Origin of the sequence: Amycolatopsis orientalis DSM 40040 = KCTC 9412, from assembly GCF_000478275.1 — a bacterium.
Lineage (GTDB): Bacteria > Actinomycetota > Actinomycetes > Mycobacteriales > Pseudonocardiaceae > Amycolatopsis > Amycolatopsis orientalis.
The window spans coordinates 166038-183561 of record NZ_ASJB01000062.1; the positions used below are offsets into that span (position 1 = coordinate 166038).

The window sequence follows — 17524 nt, forward strand, 5'->3', positions numbered from 1 at the left end:
TACCGACATGATCGGCAGCTGCGGCTTCGGGAGAACGCGGAGTTGGGGTGTCGGTCACGACAACTTTGCCTCACCCCTCAATAACCAACCCTCACTTGGGGACCTACTCGTAGCCTGCGGCTTTGCTCGCGGTGAAGTACATGATGGCCCCCTTCCTTGCGCCAGGCGCAAGGAAGGGGGCCATCATGTACTGGGGAAGGGGCCTTCACGCGCGACCGCCGACGAACTCACCCCCTCGGGTCAGGGGTGGTAGATCTCCTTGACCATGGTGATCTCGTCGTCGCCGTTCACGCTGATCCGCGCGAGCACCGGGTTGCCGTCCCTCAGCTGCTGGATCAGCTGGTCCTGACCGCAAGGCAGGTCGCCGTAGCCTTCGTCATCGATGGTGACCGAGTCGCCAGGGCACAGCGTGGCCGCGCTGAACACCTGGCCGCCCTCCTGCAGCGGAAGCCGGTAGGTCTGGCCGCTCCGCGCGTCGTCGATCAGCTGGAAGCGCACCATCCGCACCACGGCGTCGTACCCGCTGAACTGCACCCGCTGCGTGGAGTTCGGGAACTTGCGGGCCTGCCGGTCGGGTGCCTTCCCGGCACCGCCCGAGGGCCTGGTCTCCAGCTGCAGGGAATCGTTGGGCACGCCGCAGACCACCGCACCCTGGCCGCCCGCGGACCCCGCCTGCCGGGCACAGGTCCACCTCCCCTGGACGTCCAGCACCCGCTCGCCGGGCCCCTCGGCCTGTGGAAGCTTCTCGTAGTACTCGGTGATCACGTTGAACGCCTCGGTGCAGCCCGGTGTGGTGCCGTCGGTGGCGGCCACCGCGATCAGGTCCATCTTCGGCCGCCCCGGCGCACCGACCTGGCCACCGTGCTCACTGCAGTTGACGTCGCCCTCCGCCGCGCCGCCGGTTCCGCCGGTGGCCGCACCCTGGGCGCCGCCCACCGATGCCTGTCCGGCGGCCGCCGCGTTCTTCACCGGCGAACCATTTCCGGCGACATTGTTTCCGCTGCACGCGGAAAGGAGTGCGGTGGCCGCGACAGCCCCGCCGACAATGAGCGTTTTGATCGTCTTCTTCGCGGTGAATTCCATTTCAGCGCCCCTCTCGCAGACTTTGGTGAAGCTTTGTCCGGAAGACGCCGGGAATGGAATCGGGTTGCTCTGCGGAGTCGTCTCGCCACAGACTTGCCCGAAGGTTCGATCCGGCCTGTCCACTCGGGCAGGACCTCGACTGGCCGAGCAACCCCCTGGTGGAAGACACAATCCAGTCGCTCGTAACCTGCGACGAGCAGCCGGTGCGCCGCCCGGGAGTCCGGGCGACGCACCGGCGACGGTGTGGATCTCGCCGCGACGGGTTACGGAATGACGCGGTTGCGCAGGTTGTTCGGGTACGGGCCTTCGCCGTGGATGTTCAGCTCGTTGCCCACTTCGAAACTGTAATACGGGTGCGACGTGAAATAGCTGTCCAGATTGGTGCCGCCGAAGCAGATCAGATCCGCCCCGCCACCCGAATTGGGGCCGTTGCACAGGCTCAGCGTCGGATAGCGGAACGAGTCCAGCGGCCGGAAACCGGCGCCGCCGGGCCCGGGTACGGGCAGATGCCCGATCAGGCCGCCGGGATCACCCGGCCAGTTCGACTCCACGGGCTGCCGCCGCCCGTCGGCGAACAGGACACCCTGGATGTTGCGTCCGGGCGGCTCGGTCTCCAGCACGGTCCCCGCCACGAGCGCGCCGAGGCTGAACCCGACGATGTACACCTTGGTGTCGAGGTCGCAGCCGAAGGTGACGTAGAGGTTGTAAAGCGCGGTCCTGAGGTTCGCGACACCGGCGTCGACATCGGCGTACAGATTGATGTCACCCGCGCCGTTCGGGTACGGGATGCGCACCGGATCGGCGCCACCAGGCGCCAGCGCCGGGTCCAGCAGCTTCTGGGCGCCGCCGTCCTGATACCCCGGCACGACGAACATGACCGGCCCGCACGGACCGTCCGGCCGGGCCGCGGCCGCCTGCGCCGCCCCCGCACCGGCGATCGCGCCTGCCAGGGTGACGACGGACAGGACGGCCGTCGCGAGTAAGCGTGCTCTGCCTTTTTTCATCGGTTTCTCCCCGCTGTCGAATTCCCGGATGAACGGTAATGAGGGCCGATGAAATACCGATGAAATAGAAGGATTCGCGCAGGTCGGAAGGGATCGGGACATTCGATGTCCCGATTCCTTCATGGACAAACCAGACAAACCCGTGGCAGAATAGTACCCAAAGATGTCTTTTCAGACTCTCGGCCGTGGGCCGGACTCCGGTCACAGTGGGCCTATGAGCGGAACCACCGAAACAAGCGTGCGGAGGAGCGAAGTCCAGGTCGACGGCGAATCGGCCAGCTACCTGACCGCGGGCCGGGACGGCCCGGTCGTGCTGTTGCTGCACGGAACGTATTGGAGCCGGGTCTGGCTTCCGGTGCTGGGCCGGCTCGCGGAGGCGGGCCTGCGGCCCATCGCGGTCGACCTCCCCGGACTGGGGCGCTCGGGAGGCGAGCTCACCCGGGAAACGGCGACCGTCCCCGCCCTCGCGGAGTGGGTGGCGCGCTTCGCGTCCGCGATGGAGATCTCCGGGCCGGTCGCCGTGGCGGCGCATGACATCGGCGGCGCCATCGCCCAGCGTCTCCTCGTCCACGGGCAGCTGGAGGTGTCCCGGCTGGCCTTGGTCAACTCGGTCACCTACGACTCATGGCCCGCGCCCCACGTGGCCCGGTTCCGCGACCCGGCGGCCACCGGCGACGATCTCCTCGCCGCCCGGCGGCGGGCCGTGGCGTCGGCGCTGGCCGGGGCCGCCACCGAACAGCTGATCGCCGAGTATCTGGACCCGTGGACCGACCCGCGGGTCCGCCGCTCCTGGGTGGCTCTGGCGGCTGCGGCGGAAAGCCGCTACACCCTCGAACTCATTCCCGCGCTGAAGCGGTCCACGACACCCAAGTTGCTGATCTGGGGCGAGGACGACGAATTCGAGACGGTGGAGTACGCCGAGAAGTTCGCTCGGGAGATCCCGCACACCACGCTCATCCGGATTTCGGAAGCGGACCACATTCCCACCGAGAACGCTCCCGGCCGGATCGCCCGCGCACTCATCGACTTCTTCACGACTTGATGAGCGAAGGCCGAGCTAACCGTCGATCGCCTTTTCGATAGGGGTCTCGCCGCCGACCACGACGTAGATACGGCCGACGGTGCCGGGCCGGTCGAGCAGGGCCACGAGCACGGCGGCGACGTCGTCCCTGGCGACCTGGTCGTACCGGACCCGTTTCGATCCGATCCTCTCCCCGGCGGTGAGCTCGACGGTGCCGTCGCCGTCTTCGTCGGTGAGCACGCCGGGCCGCAGTACTGTCCAGTCGAGGTTCTCGCGGGCGAAGATGTGCTCCTCGGCGGCGCGCTTGGCCCGCAGGTAGGTGGCGTACCCCTCGCCGATGCCGCTGTCGTCGGCACCGCCGACGTTGATGGAGCTGACGTGCAGGAACCGCCGCACACCGGTCTTTTCGGCCGCGTCCATAACCAGCACGACGGCGGCCCGGTCCATCTTGTCCCGGCGGGCGGAGGCGGCGCTGTTGCCCGAGCCCGCCGAGAAGACGGCGGCGTCCGCGCCGGCGAGGGCCGCCGCCACCTCGTCCACCGTGGCCTGTTCGAGATCGAGCACGACGGCTTCCCCGCCCGCGCGTTCGATGTCGTCGACGTGGCGCGGGTTGCGCACGATGCCCACGACGGAGTCGCCGCGTGCGGTGAGGAGCCGGGTCAGCCGCAGGGCGATCTTGCCGTGGCCGCCGGCGATGACGATCTTCATGGTGTTCCCGATCGGGTTCCGGGGCTACAGCGGTCGAACGAAGACCGGTTCGCCGTAGTGGGTGCGGTCAGTGCCCTGGAAACCGCAGCGGCGCCAGAAGCCTTCGGCGCCGCCCTTGACCGGTACGACGCTGGTCTCCAGCGTCTTCCAGCCACTCGCGCGCAGTTCGTCCACCAGTAGTTCGACGGCGCGGCCGCCGATCCCGCGGCCTTGGTGGTCCGCGTCCACCATGAACCTGACCAGGTGCGGGGTTCCGTTCTCGACCTCGACGAGCAGGACGCCGACCGGTGTGTCGTCGTGGTGGATGGCCCGCAGGACCGCGCCGGGCTCGTAATTGCCTTCGGCGACGGTGTAGGCGGCAGGAGCGACGAGATGGCGTTGGTCCTCGGCCAAGCGAAGTTCGCAGACCGCGCGGACGTTCTCACGGGACAGCGGCATCAACGACACAGGCATCGCCCGACTCTATGGCACTCTCCGAGGTTCCGGGCCATTTCGGGCAACCCCGGCGCGCTCACCCCCGGTTGTAGGAGGTGTGAGCGAAAACCATGGGAGGCCTGGGTGAAGCGGTCCGACGAAACGGCGTACCGGGAGTACGTCACGTCCCGGATGGAGGTGTTGCGGCGGACGGGCTATCTGCTCTGCCGCGACTGGCATCTCGCGGACGACTTGGTGTCGATCACGATCGCCAAGCTCTACCGGCATTGGAAGCGGGCGAGCGGCGTCGACCACCTCGACGCCTACGTGCGCCGGATCCTGGTGCGCACCTGGCTCGACGAGCGCGGCAGGCCGTGGCGGCGGGAAGAGCTGTCGGGCGATCTGCCCGAACCGGCGATGGAGCCGAATTCGGAGGTACTGGACCGGGCGCAGCTGTTCGCCCTGCTCGAAGCCCTGCCGCCGCGCCGCCGCGCCGCTGTCGTACTGCGGATCTACTGCGACCTCTCGGTCGAGGAGACGGCCGCGATCCTCGGCTGTTCGGCGGGAACGGTGAAGAGCCAGACCGCCCGGGGCCTCGTCACGTTGCGTGCGCGGCTGGCCGAAACCACCCTGAGCTGAAGGAGATCGAGATGACCAAGGAACGGATCGACGAGATCATCGGCGCGACTCCTCCGTCCACTGTGGACGTCGACGCGATCGTGGCGCGGGAGCGGAAGACGGCCTGGCTCCGGCCGAATCCCTGGGTGGTGACGGCCGCGGGCGTGGCCGCCGTCGCCGTCGGGGCGGCTTTCGTCCTCGCCCCCGGATCATCCGGCACGGTGCGTGCGGCGGCTCCACCGTCCTCGGCGCCGGAACTGCCGGAACCCTGCAAGATCCCCACCCTGATGGGCCCGGTGCCGGCGGAGAAACCGGCCGACGCGACGACGCGGCTCACCGGGGTGCTGTCCGCGGCGGTGACCGCCCGGCTCGCGGCGGGCACGACACTGGCGCCCAACGCGGTGGCCTACCCCGTGGGAGACCCCGGGCGCGGACCGCTGCAGGTCGTCCATTCGGCGAGGCCGGTGAGCAACGACGGCGGTGGCGTGTGCAGTGGTGGCGAGGACGAGTTCCTCGCGGGGGCGGCCACCGTCCGGTCGGGCAAAAAGGGGAGTGTCCAAGCGATTCTGGGGCGGATGGGCGGCCGCCTGAACCTGCCCGCCGACTGTGCGGACCAGGCACCCGTGGATATGGAACAGGTGTGCCGGCGGTCGTTCGGGCCGAAGGGTGAGGTCATCGTGGCGGCCACCTTGACCGTGCGCGGCGGGCCGACGATCCATCGGGTCGACGTCGCCCGCGCCGACAAGATCGGGGTGGTCCTCGAGGCCGCGAACACCGTCGACGCCAAGCGGGACCGGAAACCGGACAGCCCGGTGCCGCCCCTCACCCTGGAGCAGCTGACCGAGATCGCGCTCGATCCCGGGATGACGCTCTACCCGTGAGCCGTCACGAGTTCCGCGCCGTCCCGGTGGAGGCCGGGACGGCGCGGAACTCGGGGGTCAGTGCCCGGTCGCGGTGGTGATGAGCCGCGCGATGGCTTCGGGCGCGCCGAGCATGGCCAGGTGACCGGTGGGCACCTCGACGACGTTCGCGTTCATCCTCCCGGCCATGAATCGTTGCCCGGCAACGGGGATCATCCGGTCCTCGGTGGCGATCGCGTAGTGGACGGGGTGCCGCTTCCACGCCGGGGCACCGGCCGGTTCGAGCATCGCGGCCAGCGCGAGCGGACGCTGGTTGACGGCCAGCAGGGCGGCGTCCGCCGCCGTCGTGTCCGGGGCGAAGACGTCGTGGAAACGAGCGGGGTCGATGCTCAGCTCGACCCGTGGCGGCCCGTCGGGGTCGGCCTCGTCTGCTCCCGGCAGGGGCCGTGCGGTGGTGACCTCCTGGGCGACGCCACCGAAACGCCGGTCCAGTTCGCCCGCGGACTCGTCCTGGTCCGGGGCGAACGCCGCGACGTAGACCAGCGCGCTGACGTTCTCGGCCTCGGTGGCCGCCTGGGTGATCACCGCGCCGCCGTAGGAATGGCCGACCAGCACGATCGGGCCGGGGGTGGTGGCGAGCGTCGTGCGGAGGTAGTCCGCGTCGTGGTGGAGGCCGCGCAACGGGTTGGCGACGGTGACGACCCGGTGGCCACGGCCGAGCAGGAGGCGGGTGACGCCGTCCCAGCTGCCGGTGGCGTCGGCGAACGCGCCGTGGACCAGGACGATGGTGGGCTCGCTCATGACGGTGGTGCCTTTCTCGAAAGGGATTCTCGGGTCAGGGGTGGATCTGGCGCGCGGCGGCTTCGACGACCTCGGCGGTCGTGCCCGGCTGGGAAACGGTGACGGCGTGGCTCGCCCAGCGTTCGACGACGCGGGCGTGCATCCGCTCGGCCATCTGCCGCTGGCCCGACGGCGGGATGATGCGGTCCTCGCGGGTGAGCAGGTACCAGCTGGGCAGCGACTTCCACGCCGGCGGACCGGCGGGCTGCAGGAGCGCGGCCAGTGCGAGCGGGCGCTGCCCGTCGGCCATGTTCGCGGCCTGCTGCTCCGGCACGTCCTGGGCGAAGTAGTGGCGGAACTTCGCCGGGTCGATGGTCAGCTCCACCGGCGGGATCCCTCCCGGCAGGCCGGGCATCCCGGTGGGCAGCGGGTAGGGCCGGGTGGTGGTGATCTTCCCGGTCGGTCCGCCGAAACGCTGATCCAGTTCCTGGACGGTTTCCCCGGCGTCCGGGGCGAACGCGGCGACGTAGACCAGCGCGGCCGCTTTGGTGGAGCCGGTCGCGGCGCCGGAGATGACCGCGCCGCCGTAGGAATGGCCGACGACGACCGTCTTGCGGGGCAGGGATTCCAGCACGCCGTGGACGTAGGCGACATCGTCGGTGAGGCCGCGCAGTCCGACCGCGGCCATGGTCACCTGGTAGCCGTCCTGGCGCAGCCGGGTCGCCACCCCGTCCCAGCTGGAGGCGTCGGCGAAAGCACCGTGCACCAACAGGATCGCGGGTTTGACCGCTCTGGTCACCTCCGGTGCGGAGTCGGCGCCCGCGCTGGTGGTCCCGCTCAGGGCCACCGTGACGGCGGTGGCCAGCAAACCGGCCTTCAGCAGGAGTTTGCGGTGTGTCGTGCTCATCGTGGTTCTCATTTCTTCGTTCGGGACTGGTGATCGGCGCGGTCGGTGATTTCGAGCCGGCCCCAGGTGACCTGGCCGGTGATCCGCAGCCGGGGCTTTCCCGGCCGGGGCGGGCTGCCGAGGGTGGTCCGGATCCCCGCGCCGCTCGCGGAGACCTCGGAGGTGAGCACCGTCCATCCGTCGGGGACCACCAGGACGATGCGGCCCGCCTGGCAGTTGACGTGCACCTCGACCTCGTCGTGCGGACAGTGCGCGGCGGTGAAGTCGAGCGTGATCGACCCCATCGTGGAGGTGGCGTTGATGAGCGGCGGCACTTGCCACGGCCCGGTTTCGGTGATCGCGCCCCAAGTGCTGTTGAGGTCGAGTGAGGAGGTCATGACCGGTACTGCCCTTCGGGAGCCGGAACGGGAAGGAGGCGGCCGCGTTCCTGGACGCTGGTCCGATGGCGGCCGGTGCGGTCGTAGAAGGCGGTGACGGAGAGCCCGGCCGCGAGGCTGACCACCAGCCAGGCGGCGACCACCAGGACGCTGCCGGTCAGGTCGGCGGTGACGGGGAAGATCAGGTCGCGGGTGGCGTCGGTGGTGTGGCGCATCGGCAGCACGTCGCCCAGCCGCCGGAACAGGGGCGGCTGGAGTTCGGGCGGGAAGGCGCCGCCCGAGGACGGCACCCCGAGCACCACCAGGATCACCGTGGCCAGCAACGCGCCGGGGGAGCCGAACACCGCGAGCAGCACCAGGGGCAGCACACCGGCGGTGGCGACCGCGAGCATCGAGAACAGCCACAGGCCGACGGGATGCTCGGCAGGCATGCCCAGGGCGAAGACGGCGACGGTCTCGATCACGGTGGCGGCCACGATCGAGCAGCCGATCATGAGCGCCGCCTTGGCCAGCAGCGTCTGCACCCGGTTGATGGGGAACGGCGGATGGGTGGCCCGCTTGTGCAGGAACTCCCTCGGCGCGAATCCGAGTACGCCGTCGACGGCGGAATGCAGGACCTGTGCCAGCAGGAAACCGGTCAGGATCAGCACGAGGGTGTAGTAGAAGGCCGCCATCCCGCCCGCGCTGTGCGGCGGGACCGGTCCGACCGGGACCAGGGTGACCTTGAGGGGATCCGCCACCGGCAGTTTCCCGCCGAGGGTCTCCGACATCCCCGCGAGCACGGCCTGTGCCGTGCCGGTCGCGGTACCGCTGGCCGCCGGGCCGGCGATGGGGTTGGTCAGCACCGTCACCCGCACCGGGGACGGGGTGCCCGGGGAATCGCCCAAGGCGGCGATCCTGGCGGAGAAATCCGGCGGGATGAGGACGGCCGCGTAGGCGGTGCCTCCGGTGAGCAGCCGTCGTGCCGCGGCTTCGTCTTCGACCGGGAGCCAGTGTGCGGCGCCTGCCTGGCCGCCGGTGCGCACCTGCTCGGTCAGGGCGGCGCCGAAATCGTGGCCGCCGTCGCCGCGATCCGCGTTCGCCCAGGCGATGGGCACCCGCTGGCCGGGCACGCCGGTGTCCAGTGAACCGCCGAGATAGCCCGCGGTCAGTACGAGGGCGAGCACCGCGCCGATCAGGGTGAACGCCCAGATCTTGGGACTGCGCAGAAGTGAGATGGCGCGCATGTCGGTCTTCCTTCGGGGTGAGGGGCGGCTGTCGTGACCCGAACCCTCACCGAGACCGATGAAGAACGAATTGTTCGCCGTCGTTTATCGGGTGTTTATCCCGGACGGCCGAGCACCGACCGTATGCTCCGCGAGACATGGTCAACTTCCTCGTGCTGGGCCCGCTGGAGGCCCGCCTCCCCAGCGGCCCGGTGCACCTCGGCGGCGCCCGGCACCGCGAGATCCTCGCCCGCCTGCTGCTCGCGCGGGGCCAGGTCGTCGCCATCGACCGGCTGATCACCGACATCTGGGGCGACGATCCGCCCCGGCACGCGATCGCGACCGTGCGCACCATCGTGTTCCACCTCAGGCAGGTGCTGGAACCGGACCGGCCACGACGCACCCCGGCCCGCGTGCTGGTCACCGTCGCACCCGGCTACGCGGTGCGCGCCGAGGCCAACGCCGCCGATTCCTGGCATTTCGAGGCGTTCACCGACCAGGCCACCGAGTTGCTCGGCCGCGGCCGTCCTGCCGAGGCCCTGCCCCTCTTCCAGCAGGGCCTGCGACTGTGGCGGGGCGGCCCCTACGCCGAGTTCGCCGACGCCGAGTGGGCGCGCGTGGAGATCACCCGGCTCGCCGAACTGCGGGTCACCGCGCGCGAAGGCCTCGCCACCGCCCTGCTTGGCCTCGGCCGGGCTGCCGAAGCCCTGCCGGATCTGCAGGCCTTGGCAGGCGAACACCCGCTGCGCGAAGAAGGCAGGCGCTTGCACGCGCTGGCCCTCTACCGCGCCGGACGCCAAGGCGAGGCACTGGCCGCGTTGCGCGAAGTGCGGACGACCCTGCGGAACGAACTCGGCATCGACCCCGGTCTGCCCTTGCGCACGCTGGAAGCCGAGGTCCACGCCCAGGTGCCCGCGCCTGTGCCGTCGTCACCGGTGAGCGTGCCTGCCCCGGTGGCCGAGACCACCACGCACGAACCACTCCTGGGGAGAACGTCCGAAGTGGACACTCTGGTCCGGCTGGCCTCCGCCGCCAAGGCCGGGACCGGGCGGATCGCGCTGCTGGAGGGACCCGCGGGCATCGGCAAGACCGCACTGGCCCGGCACCTGCTCGCCCGGCTGCGCGACGAAGGCTGGTCGACCGCGACAGCCCGGTGTCCCGAGGTGGCGGGCGCCCCCGGAGGCTGGCCGTGGCTGGAGGTCGTCGACCTGCTTACCGTCCACCGGCGACCGCCGCCGGAACTGGAGGAACTGTTCGCCGCGGCCTCCCGCCCCATGGGGACGACGAGCGTGGACACCGCGACCGCGAACCGGTTCCGGTTCTGTCGCCTGCTCGCCGGCTATCTGGCGGCCGTCGCGGGCGACCGGCCACTGCTGATCGTGCTCGAGGACCTGCACCTCGCGGACGCCGACACCCTCACGCCGCTGGTCGAGGTCGCGCGCCTGCTCGCCGACCATCCGGTACTCCTGATCGGCACCTTCCGCCCCGCCCCGCACCATCCGCTGCTGGCCGCCGGCCTCGCCGACCTGGCCGGTCGCCGTCCCGAACGGATCCAGCTCGGCGGTCTGGACGCGCAGGCCATCGGCTCCCTGGCACGGGCCGCCGGTACCCACCTGGTGGACGACGTGCTCGCCGAGCAGATCGCCCGTCGTACCTCGGGTAATCCCTTCCTGGCCCGCGAACTGGCCAGGCACATCGCCGCGCACGGGCCGGACGCGGCGTTGCGCAGCCTCCCCGCCGGAGTCCGTGACGTGCTCGTCCAGCGGCTCGCCGGACTGCCGGAGGAGGTGCGCGTCCTGCTGCGCAAGGCCGCGGTGCTCGGTGACGAGTTCGACCTCGACCTGCTCGCGGCGATGGACGAAGACCAGGGGCAGGAGCCGGATTACGACGCGGTGCTCGAACGCGTCGAAACCGGGCTGGCGACAGGAATCCTCGACGACGGGACCACCGAAGGCACCCTGCGGTTCACCCATGCCTTGATGCACGAGGCCGTCTACGCCGAGATCTCCACGCCACGACGGACACTGTGGCATCGCCGCGCCGCGGCCACCCTCGAACGGCTCCAGCCGAACAACGTCCCGGCGCTCGCCAGACATCATCTGCAAGCACCGAGCGCGCGGACGGCGACGTCCGCCATCCGCTATGCCCGGATGGCCGCGGACCAGGCGGCAGGCCGGTTCGCCTACCACGAAGCCGTACGGCTGCGCACCGCCGCGCTGGCCGTCGCCGACCGGTTCGGCAGCACCCCTCGCGACCGACTGACCATCGTCGGGGAATTACTGCAGGCACACGCTTTCCTCAGCGACAAGGCCGCCATGCGCGTCCTGCGCGCCGAAGCGCTGGCCCCGCTGTCGGAGCTGGCCGACCCCGCCTTGACCGCCCATGTCGTCATGTCCCTCGACCCCGGCAACCCGGTGCTCGCCGAACGACGCGTGGCCCCCGAACAGGCCGGTCACCTGGATCGCGTGGTCGCCCTGCTGGCGCGGAACTTGAGCGAGTTGAGCGACGAGGACAGCGAGCTTCGCGCCCTGTTGCTGACCAAACTGGCCATCGAGCTCTACGGCCACCCCGACGACCGCGAACGCGACCGGGGCCGCGCGGCCGCCGACGAAGCCGAGGCGATCGCGCGGCGGATCGACCTCTCCGCCGGAACCAGGGCGGAAGTGCTGATCGCCGCCCATACCCAGGCCTACGCCACCCCGGGTGGCCTGGCCCGGCGGACCCGGCTGGCGGCCGAACTGGTCGCACTGGCCCAAGCGCACGGACTCGTGGTTTCCGAACGCCTGGGCCTGCTGTGGCAGCTCTACGCCGCCGAGCAACGCGGGGACCTGAGCGAAGCCGAGTGCGCACTCTCCACTTTGGACAGCCAGCTTCGCCGATTCCCGCATCCCGCGAGCATCGCCAGGGTGCGGTGGCATCGCGCCATGCTGCTCGATCTGGCCGACGCCCCCGACGAGGACGTGACGAAGGCCTACCAGGCCGGCGCGCGGGCTCTGGAAGACGCCGGCGTTCAACGAGCCGACCTCCTGTTCATGACGGTGCGCTGGTGCCGGGCCTACCGTGCCGGAAAGGCGGCCGAACTCCTGCCCGAATACGCCGCCCGGTATCCGGCATGGCCCGCCTCACCCCAGCTCTTCGCGCTCACCCTCGCCTTGGCGGGCGACCTCGACCGGGCGCGCGAAATCCTCCGGGCGGCCCTTCCCGCGTTTCCGGACGCCACCTACGAACTCGACATCGCGCTGGTCGGCTTGACCGCGATCCGCACGGACGACAAGGACGTCGCCGAGATGGCCTACCGGGCGCTGCTGCCGTCGGCGGGGGAGATCCTCGGGCCGGGTGCCTGCGTCTTCGTCCCGGCCGGGCAGGTACTCGCCGACCTCGCCGGATATCTCGGCGTGAGCTGACCCAGGTGCGGTCCCGCGCGCGGATGTCTCATGCGCCTCGTTGGGGACGATCAGCGTCTCAAGCGTGGAGCTCGCGACCCTTCCGTGCCCTGAGGTGTCCTGAAGGCTCCCTTTCGGACGTTGAACGTCTCGAAAGTTCCCTTCAGAACGGGGATCCGGGGAACCGTATCAGGGTCTACATGAGACCCCTCCGCCAGCCGGGCCTCAGTCGATGAGGACGTTCTTGTAGAACAGGTTCGCGTAGCGGTTGACGTTGGTCATGCTGCTGCGCGACCCGAAACCCATGTACAGCCGGGTCTCCCCGGCGAGGCTCCGGTAGATCCCGAGTCCCTCCGGCTCGCGGAACACCAGTGACTCCCCGGCCTTGGTCAGCGCGCGGCTCTTCACCTTGCCGGTGTTCATGTCGATACACGTGACGTAGGAATCGATGTCGGCGGGGTCGGCATGGCCATTACCGTCCAATGTGTACAGATACTGGCCATGGATGGTGTATCCCTGGAACGTCACCGGCTCGGCGGCCAGTGCGGGCTGCGGGAAATGCGCCAGCGGTGCGCTGAAGTCGCCGGCGGCGGCGGACGCGAGCGGGTAGACGCTGATGAACATCTTGCCGCCCTCCTTGCGGCGTACCGCGATCCGCTTGGTGATCGGGTCGGTGGCGCAGGTGATCGTGTCGCTGCCGGTGAGGAACTTCTTCACCGACGGCGTGCCACCGTTGACGAACTTGAACCTGGCCAGCGCCGTGCCGCGCCCGGCGCTCGTGGGGTCGTCCGAGTCGCATTCCATCCAGATGTAGGAGTCGGTGCCCACCGGTTCGACGCCGATCGACACCCCGTGCCCGGCGTTGCCGAGATGCATCGAGCCCTGGATCTCCCCGGAGAAGTTGACCTGGGTGACGCACAGGTCGTCCCCGGTCCCGCCATCGCGGGCGTTCACGATGAAGATGCGCACGTTCTGGTTGTCGAAGGCGAAACCCTGCATTACGTGGTGCGCCTCGTGCAGGATCTTGCCGCGGAACTCGTCGTAGGACGGCTTGGTGAGGTCGAAACGTTTGGACACCGGAATCGCGGCGGAAGCCGGACCGGCGAACACCGCGCCGGTGCCGAGCAGTGCCGTCGTCGCGGCGAGCCCACCGCCCAAGCGCAGCAGTGAACGGCGAGAAACGAGATCCCGGGACACCTGCTCGGACATGAGCGCTCACCTTCGTCGACTTTTCGCGGTCCGATCGAAAATTCTTCAAGCGCGTACAAGATTCGTACAAAGTGGCCACGAGCCGCGCGGTGTCACGGACAGCGAGCGGGCCGCCATCAGATCGGGTTCGACCTTTCCCCGGACGGCGCTAGCGCGGCGTTCCGGTATGGATGAGGCTGATCCGATGCCGGAAACGCTCGAACCGCCGGGGCTTTCCGCCCTGGAAAGACTGAAGTACCAAGGTGATCCGCTCGCCGACGCCGTCGTCGCCGAGTTGGTGGCCGACGAGCGGACGAGCGCGGTGAACGAGGTGCTGGCGCAGTTCAGGGAAAACGACCAGCCCATTCCGGAGAACCTTCCGGAATCGGTGCGCCGGTACCTGATCGAGACCGACATGCCACCGGATTGGGCGGATCTCGAGCGGGTCGCGGGCGCGTACGAATTCTTCGTCGACGACGGTGTGCACGTCGCTTCGGTGCTGTCGTTCGGGGCGATGGTGAACTGCTACGCGCAACCGCGGCCGTCCCGCGTCCTTTCGCTGACCCACCGGCTCAATCAACCGCACCGCCGGCTGTCGGAGACCTCCCAGTTCGTGCTGAACCTGATGGGCCCCGACCCGTTCGGCTCCGGCGGCGGCTTCGTGCCCACGATCCAGAAGACCCGGCTGATCCACGCGGCCGTCCGGTATTTCATCACCCGATCCGGTGACTGGGATGTCGAGGCGGACGGTGTTCCGTTGTGCCAGCAGGACATGCTCGGAGCGCTGCTGATCTTCTCGGTTCAGGTCATCGACGGGATGCGCCGCATGGGCATCACGGTGACCGACCGCGAAGCCGAGGACTACTACTACGTCTGGCGGGTGACGGGCGCGATGCTCGGCATCCCCGCCGAAGCGATGCCCGAAACCCTGCGAGCGGCCCAAGAACTGAACGCCGGACTCGTCGAGGCGAGCTACGGTCCCTCCGCCGAAGGCATCGAACTGACCCGTAACCTCCTGCGCCTGTACGAAAACATGGTACCCGGCAAAGCCTTCGACGGCGTGGTCGCCGCGATGGTCCGCCAAGTCGTCACCGAGGACGTCGCCGACTGGCTCGAGGTGCCGCGCTCACGCGGCTGGGGCCGCGCGGTCGGCGCGGGCGTGCGGGCCATGCGGCTACTGGAACGGTCGGAAGACCGCAGCCGGATGGCCACGGCGGTGCTCGACAAGGCCGGTGATCTCCTGCTCGGTGGCAGCGTCCGCACGCTCACCGATGGACAATCCACCGCGCTGACCATCCCGGCGGACCTCCGGGAGAAATGGCTCGCCGCGGGCGTTTGTCCCGTGTCAGCCCCGCGGAGCTGACCACGCCACGCGTGGCTCGTCGACGGAGAATCACGATGCTGTAGTCCCGGGTCGACCCGCGATGGCCGCGTGCGCATGGTGTCGTTACGTGTGGTTCGCGGCCCGCTTGACGGTTTTGATCACCGGCGCGGTTTCGATATGGGTGATGGCGGGCAGCGTGGCCACCCGGGTGGTCAGGTACCGGTACAGCTCCCGTTGGTTCGCGCACACCACGCTCGCGTACAGGTTCGTCGGCCCGGTGGTGGCGGCGGCGAACGCGATCTCGGGGTGCCCGGCCAACGCTGTGCCGGCCTCTTCCAGATGCTTGGGCGCGACCGAGAGCCAGAGCAGGGTCCGGGGGCCGAGGCCGAACAGGCTTCCGTCGACGTCGATGTCCAGGTACAGCACCCCGTGTTCGCGAAGTTCGGTCATCCTGCGCCGGACCGTCGTCGGCGACCAGCCGGTCACCGCGGCCAGCCGCTCGAGTTCGGTCCTGCCGTCGGTGGCGAGTGCGGCGAGGAGTTTGCGGTCGCCGTCGTCGAGTCGTACCGGTCCCGGGCGGTGTGGCACCGGGAGAGGGCGCAGCCGCGCGATCGTCTCCTCGTCCAGTGACCCGAGCTTGGCGACCAGGCTGTCCGGACCGCCGTAGAACGCGTGCAGCACGGAGTGCGCGGTCACGCCCTCCACACGTGGGGTGCGCGGGAGTTTGGCCAGCAGCAGCGTCTCGCTGTCGGTCTCGCTTTCGGTGCGGACCGTGCACGTGATCTCCGTTCCGCCGGAAGTGAGGCTCACCCAGGACGTGTCGGGTCGCCGGGCCAGCGCCTCGGCGACCTGGACCGACGCGGTGGGCGCGCAGCGCACCCGCACGAACCACAGGACCGCGCCCAGCGCGGTCGGGTCGACCCCGCCGAGCACCCGCAGCGCCCCGGCCGACCGCAACCGGGCGTAGCGGCGGGCGATGGTGCGATCCGACACGCCGAGAACCTCGGCGATCGTGCTGAACGGAGCCCTGCCGTTGATCTGCAAGGCATGCGCGAGACGACGATCCAGCTCGTCGAAGTCGGATTCCACCGGGTCAAGCCTAATTGGTGTCGTATATCGACACGATCAAGCCTGTTTCTGGCGTGACTGCGTCGGCGGGCGGAGCGTTGCCCTCGTCTTGATCGAAACAATCAGGGGAGAACCGATGGACACCGATGTGCTCATCGTCGGCGCGGGCCCGACCGGCCTGACGCTGGCCAACGAACTGCGGCTGGCGGCGGTGTCGGCCGTGCTGGTCGACAAGCTGCCGCAGCGCAGCAACTTGTCGAAGGCGGGTGGCGTGCAGTCCCGCACCCAGGAGGCGTTCGACCAACGCGGCTTGCTGGAACCGTTGCTGGCTCTCGGAAAACACTCGGTCGGCACCGCACACTTCGCCGGTATCACGCTCCTGCTCACCCGGGAGAGGCACCGCCATCCGTGGCGCTCCATCCCGCAGGTGGTGATCGAGGGGTTCCTCGAGCGGCACCTTGCGGCACAAGGCATCCAGGTGCGGCGCGACCACGAACTGACCGGCATCGCCCAGGACGGGGACGGGGTCACCGCGACCTTCGCGGACGGCGATGTCGTCCGCTCCCGTTACCTGGTCGCCGCGGACGGCGGCCACAGCACGGTCCGGTCACTGCTGGGGGCCGAGTTCCCCGGCAGAGCGGGCACCCGGACCACCGTCGCCGCCGACGTGCGGTTGAGCGATGACGAACCAGCGATGACACACGCTCGGAGCGAGGACGGGCACTGGGCGATGGTGTTCCCGCTCGGCACCGATCCGCAGGGCAGGCCGCTGCGCCGGCTCTCGCTGGGCGGGCCGGGCCGGTCACTGCCCCGGGAAGCCCCGGTCACCGAGGACGAGATCCGCGAGGGGCTGCGCGCCGTCTTCGGCTCCCGGGTGAAACTGCTCGAAGTCCGCTACGCACGCCGCATCACCAACGCGGCCCGGCAAGCCGCGCGCTATCGGCACGGGCGGGTGTTCCTCGCCGGTGACGCCGCCCATGTCCATCTCCCGATCGGCGCGCAGGGCATGAACACCGGGATCCAGGACGCGCTCAACCTCGGATGGAAACTGGGTGCCGCGGTGCACGGCTGGGCTCCGGGGCATCTGCTCGACACCTACCACGCCGAACGTCATCCGGTCGCGGCCGCCGTACTGCGCAACGTCCAGGCACAGAGCCTGCTGCTGGACCAGGAAGGCACCCGCGACCCGGATCTGATGGCCGTCAAAGAACTGTTCGCGGCCCTGGCGCGACTGCGGGACGTGCAGTACCACCTTGACGACACACTGTCCGGGATGGGTATCCGCTACCCCATGCCGGGCACCGAAGAGCAGCCGCTCGTCGGCTTTCCCTCGCCCGACCTGGACCTTGGTCCGGTCCGGTCGCACGAGCTGCTGCGGCGCGGACGCGGGGTCCTGATCGACCCGGCCGACGGATTCGCCGAGGTCGCCGCCCTCTGGGGGGACCGGGTGGACCGCGCGGGTCAGGGCGCCGGTACCGAGCCGATGCTCATCCGGCCGGACGGCTACGTGTGCTGGGCGGGAAATCCGGACGCCCTCGAGCCGGCGCTCGGGCACTGGTTCGGCGAGCCGCGCTGATTGTCGTC

At 69.8% G+C, this 17524-nt stretch carries 16 protein-coding genes; 6 read left to right on the forward strand and 10 right to left on the reverse strand.

Annotated features, from left to right (window positions below; genetic code table 11):
• Positions 1-240: 240 nt before the first annotated feature.
• Together L324_RS21165 and L324_RS21170 are read right to left on the reverse strand one after the other, a co-directional pair.
• Positions 241-1083 (reverse strand): hypothetical protein, encoded by an 843-nt coding sequence (locus tag L324_RS21165; protein ID WP_037311138.1) that lies wholly within the window; start codon positions 1081-1083, stop codon positions 241-243.
• Positions 1084-1346: 263 nt separating this feature from the next.
• On the reverse strand, positions 1347-2087 hold the full coding sequence (locus L324_RS21170) for a lipase family protein (protein WP_037311140.1): 741 nt from the start codon (positions 2085-2087) through the stop codon (positions 1347-1349).
• 214 nt (positions 2088-2301) lie between these two features.
• Between L324_RS21170 and L324_RS21175 the strand changes: the two genes are divergently transcribed.
• Positions 2302-3129, forward strand: a complete 828-nt coding sequence (locus L324_RS21175) for an alpha/beta fold hydrolase (RefSeq protein WP_037311142.1) — start codon at positions 2302-2304, stop codon at positions 3127-3129.
• Between the two features lie 15 nt (positions 3130-3144).
• Here L324_RS21175 and L324_RS21180 read toward each other — a convergent pair whose 3' ends face one another.
• A complete protein-coding gene (locus tag L324_RS21180; RefSeq protein ID WP_037311145.1) occupies positions 3145-3816 on the reverse strand; it encodes an NAD(P)H-binding protein in 672 nt (223 codons plus the stop codon).
• A 24-nt stretch (positions 3817-3840) separates the two neighbouring features.
• Positions 3841-4269: a GNAT family N-acetyltransferase gene (locus tag L324_RS21185; protein WP_051174012.1), complete on the reverse strand. Its 429-nt coding sequence runs from the start codon at positions 4267-4269 to the stop codon at positions 3841-3843.
• Positions 4270-4374: 105 nt separating this feature from the next.
• Between L324_RS21185 and L324_RS21190 the strand changes: the two genes are divergently transcribed.
• Positions 4375-4869 (forward strand): SigE family RNA polymerase sigma factor, encoded by a 495-nt coding sequence (locus L324_RS21190; RefSeq protein WP_037311148.1) that lies wholly within the window; start codon positions 4375-4377, stop codon positions 4867-4869.
• An 11-nt stretch (positions 4870-4880) separates the two neighbouring features.
• Positions 4881-5729 (forward strand): hypothetical protein, encoded by an 849-nt coding sequence (locus L324_RS21195; RefSeq protein ID WP_037311151.1) that lies wholly within the window; start codon positions 4881-4883, stop codon positions 5727-5729.
• 57 nt (positions 5730-5786) lie between these two features.
• Here L324_RS21195 and L324_RS21200 read toward each other — a convergent pair whose 3' ends face one another.
• The 4 genes from L324_RS21200 to L324_RS21215 are packed head-to-tail and all read right to left on the reverse strand — an operon-like array spanning position 5787 to position 8998.
• The gene (locus tag L324_RS21200) at positions 5787-6509 is read right to left on the reverse strand and encodes an alpha/beta fold hydrolase (RefSeq protein WP_037311154.1); all 723 of its coding nucleotides are present in this window, start codon (positions 6507-6509) and stop codon (positions 5787-5789) included.
• A gap of 34 nt (positions 6510-6543) precedes the next feature.
• Positions 6544-7395, reverse strand: coding sequence for an alpha/beta fold hydrolase (locus tag L324_RS21205; RefSeq protein ID WP_081736416.1), 852 nt, complete (start codon positions 7393-7395; stop codon positions 6544-6546).
• A gap of 8 nt (positions 7396-7403) precedes the next feature.
• Complete coding sequence (locus L324_RS21210) at positions 7404-7772, reverse strand: hypothetical protein (RefSeq protein WP_051174013.1); 369 nt, start codon at positions 7770-7772, stop codon at positions 7404-7406.
• The gene (locus L324_RS21215; protein WP_037311160.1) at positions 7769-8998 is read right to left on the reverse strand and encodes a YhgE/Pip domain-containing protein; all 1230 of its coding nucleotides are present in this window, start codon (positions 8996-8998) and stop codon (positions 7769-7771) included. Before L324_RS21215 ends, L324_RS21210 begins: the two co-directional genes overlap by 4 nt.
• Before the next feature lie 137 nt (positions 8999-9135).
• Here L324_RS21215 and L324_RS21220 point away from each other — a divergent pair, with 137 nt between their 5' ends.
• Positions 9136-12381, forward strand: coding sequence for an ATP-binding protein (locus tag L324_RS21220; RefSeq protein ID WP_051174014.1), 3246 nt, complete (start codon positions 9136-9138; stop codon positions 12379-12381).
• Positions 12382-12585: 204 nt separating this feature from the next.
• Here the strand turns inward: L324_RS21220 and L324_RS21225 are convergent, their stop codons facing one another.
• Positions 12586-13569 carry a phage baseplate protein gene (locus L324_RS21225; RefSeq protein WP_037311162.1) on the reverse strand — a complete coding sequence of 328 codons (984 nt, stop codon included), beginning with the start codon at positions 13567-13569 and terminating at the stop codon, positions 12586-12588.
• Positions 13570-13753: 184 nt separating this feature from the next.
• Between L324_RS21225 and L324_RS21230 the strand changes: the two genes are divergently transcribed.
• Positions 13754-14911 carry an oxygenase MpaB family protein gene (locus tag L324_RS21230; protein ID WP_037311165.1) on the forward strand — a complete coding sequence of 386 codons (1158 nt, stop codon included), beginning with the start codon at positions 13754-13756 and terminating at the stop codon, positions 14909-14911.
• A gap of 84 nt (positions 14912-14995) precedes the next feature.
• On the opposite strand, the gene L324_RS21235 is transcribed toward L324_RS21230, so the two are convergent.
• A complete protein-coding gene (locus L324_RS21235) occupies positions 14996-15961 on the reverse strand; it encodes an Lrp/AsnC family transcriptional regulator (protein WP_037311168.1) in 966 nt (321 codons plus the stop codon).
• A gap of 115 nt (positions 15962-16076) precedes the next feature.
• Between L324_RS21235 and L324_RS21240 the strand changes: the two genes are divergently transcribed.
• Positions 16077-17516 (forward strand): FAD-dependent monooxygenase, encoded by a 1440-nt coding sequence (locus tag L324_RS21240; RefSeq protein ID WP_037311171.1) that lies wholly within the window; start codon positions 16077-16079, stop codon positions 17514-17516.
• Positions 17517-17524: the final 8 nt, after the last annotated feature.

What these genes read in the sequence shown, in the direction of transcription:
- L324_RS21165 (WP_037311138.1), bottom strand. Translation starts at nt 1,083, where the DNA reads ATGGAATTCACCGCGAAGAAGACGATCAAAACGCTCATTGTCGGCGGG.
- L324_RS21170 (WP_037311140.1), bottom strand. Translation starts at nt 2,087, where the DNA reads ATGAAAAAAGGCAGAGCACGCTTACTCGCGACGGCCGTCCTGTCCGTC.
- L324_RS21175 (WP_037311142.1), top strand. Translation starts at nt 2,302, where the DNA reads ATGAGCGGAACCACCGAAACAAGCGTGCGGAGGAGCGAAGTCCAGGTC.
- L324_RS21180 (WP_037311145.1), bottom strand. Translation starts at nt 3,816, where the DNA reads ATGAAGATCGTCATCGCCGGCGGCCACGGCAAGATCGCCCTGCGGCTG.
- L324_RS21185 (WP_051174012.1), bottom strand. Translation starts at nt 4,269, where the DNA reads ATGCCTGTGTCGTTGATGCCGCTGTCCCGTGAGAACGTCCGCGCGGTC.
- L324_RS21195 (WP_037311151.1), top strand. Translation starts at nt 4,881, where the DNA reads ATGACCAAGGAACGGATCGACGAGATCATCGGCGCGACTCCTCCGTCC.
- L324_RS21200 (WP_037311154.1), bottom strand. Translation starts at nt 6,509, where the DNA reads ATGAGCGAGCCCACCATCGTCCTGGTCCACGGCGCGTTCGCCGACGCC.
- L324_RS21205 (WP_081736416.1), bottom strand. Translation starts at nt 7,395, where the DNA reads ATGAGCACGACACACCGCAAACTCCTGCTGAAGGCCGGTTTGCTGGCC.
- L324_RS21210 (WP_051174013.1), bottom strand. Translation starts at nt 7,772, where the DNA reads ATGACCTCCTCACTCGACCTCAACAGCACTTGGGGCGCGATCACCGAA.
- L324_RS21215 (WP_037311160.1), bottom strand. Translation starts at nt 8,998, where the DNA reads ATGCGCGCCATCTCACTTCTGCGCAGTCCCAAGATCTGGGCGTTCACC.
- L324_RS21220 (WP_051174014.1), top strand. Translation starts at nt 9,136, where the DNA reads ATGGTCAACTTCCTCGTGCTGGGCCCGCTGGAGGCCCGCCTCCCCAGC.
- L324_RS21225 (WP_037311162.1), bottom strand. Translation starts at nt 13,569, where the DNA reads ATGTCCGAGCAGGTGTCCCGGGATCTCGTTTCTCGCCGTTCACTGCTG.
- L324_RS21230 (WP_037311165.1), top strand. Translation starts at nt 13,754, where the DNA reads ATGCCGGAAACGCTCGAACCGCCGGGGCTTTCCGCCCTGGAAAGACTG.
- L324_RS21240 (WP_037311171.1), top strand. Translation starts at nt 16,077, where the DNA reads ATGGACACCGATGTGCTCATCGTCGGCGCGGGCCCGACCGGCCTGACG.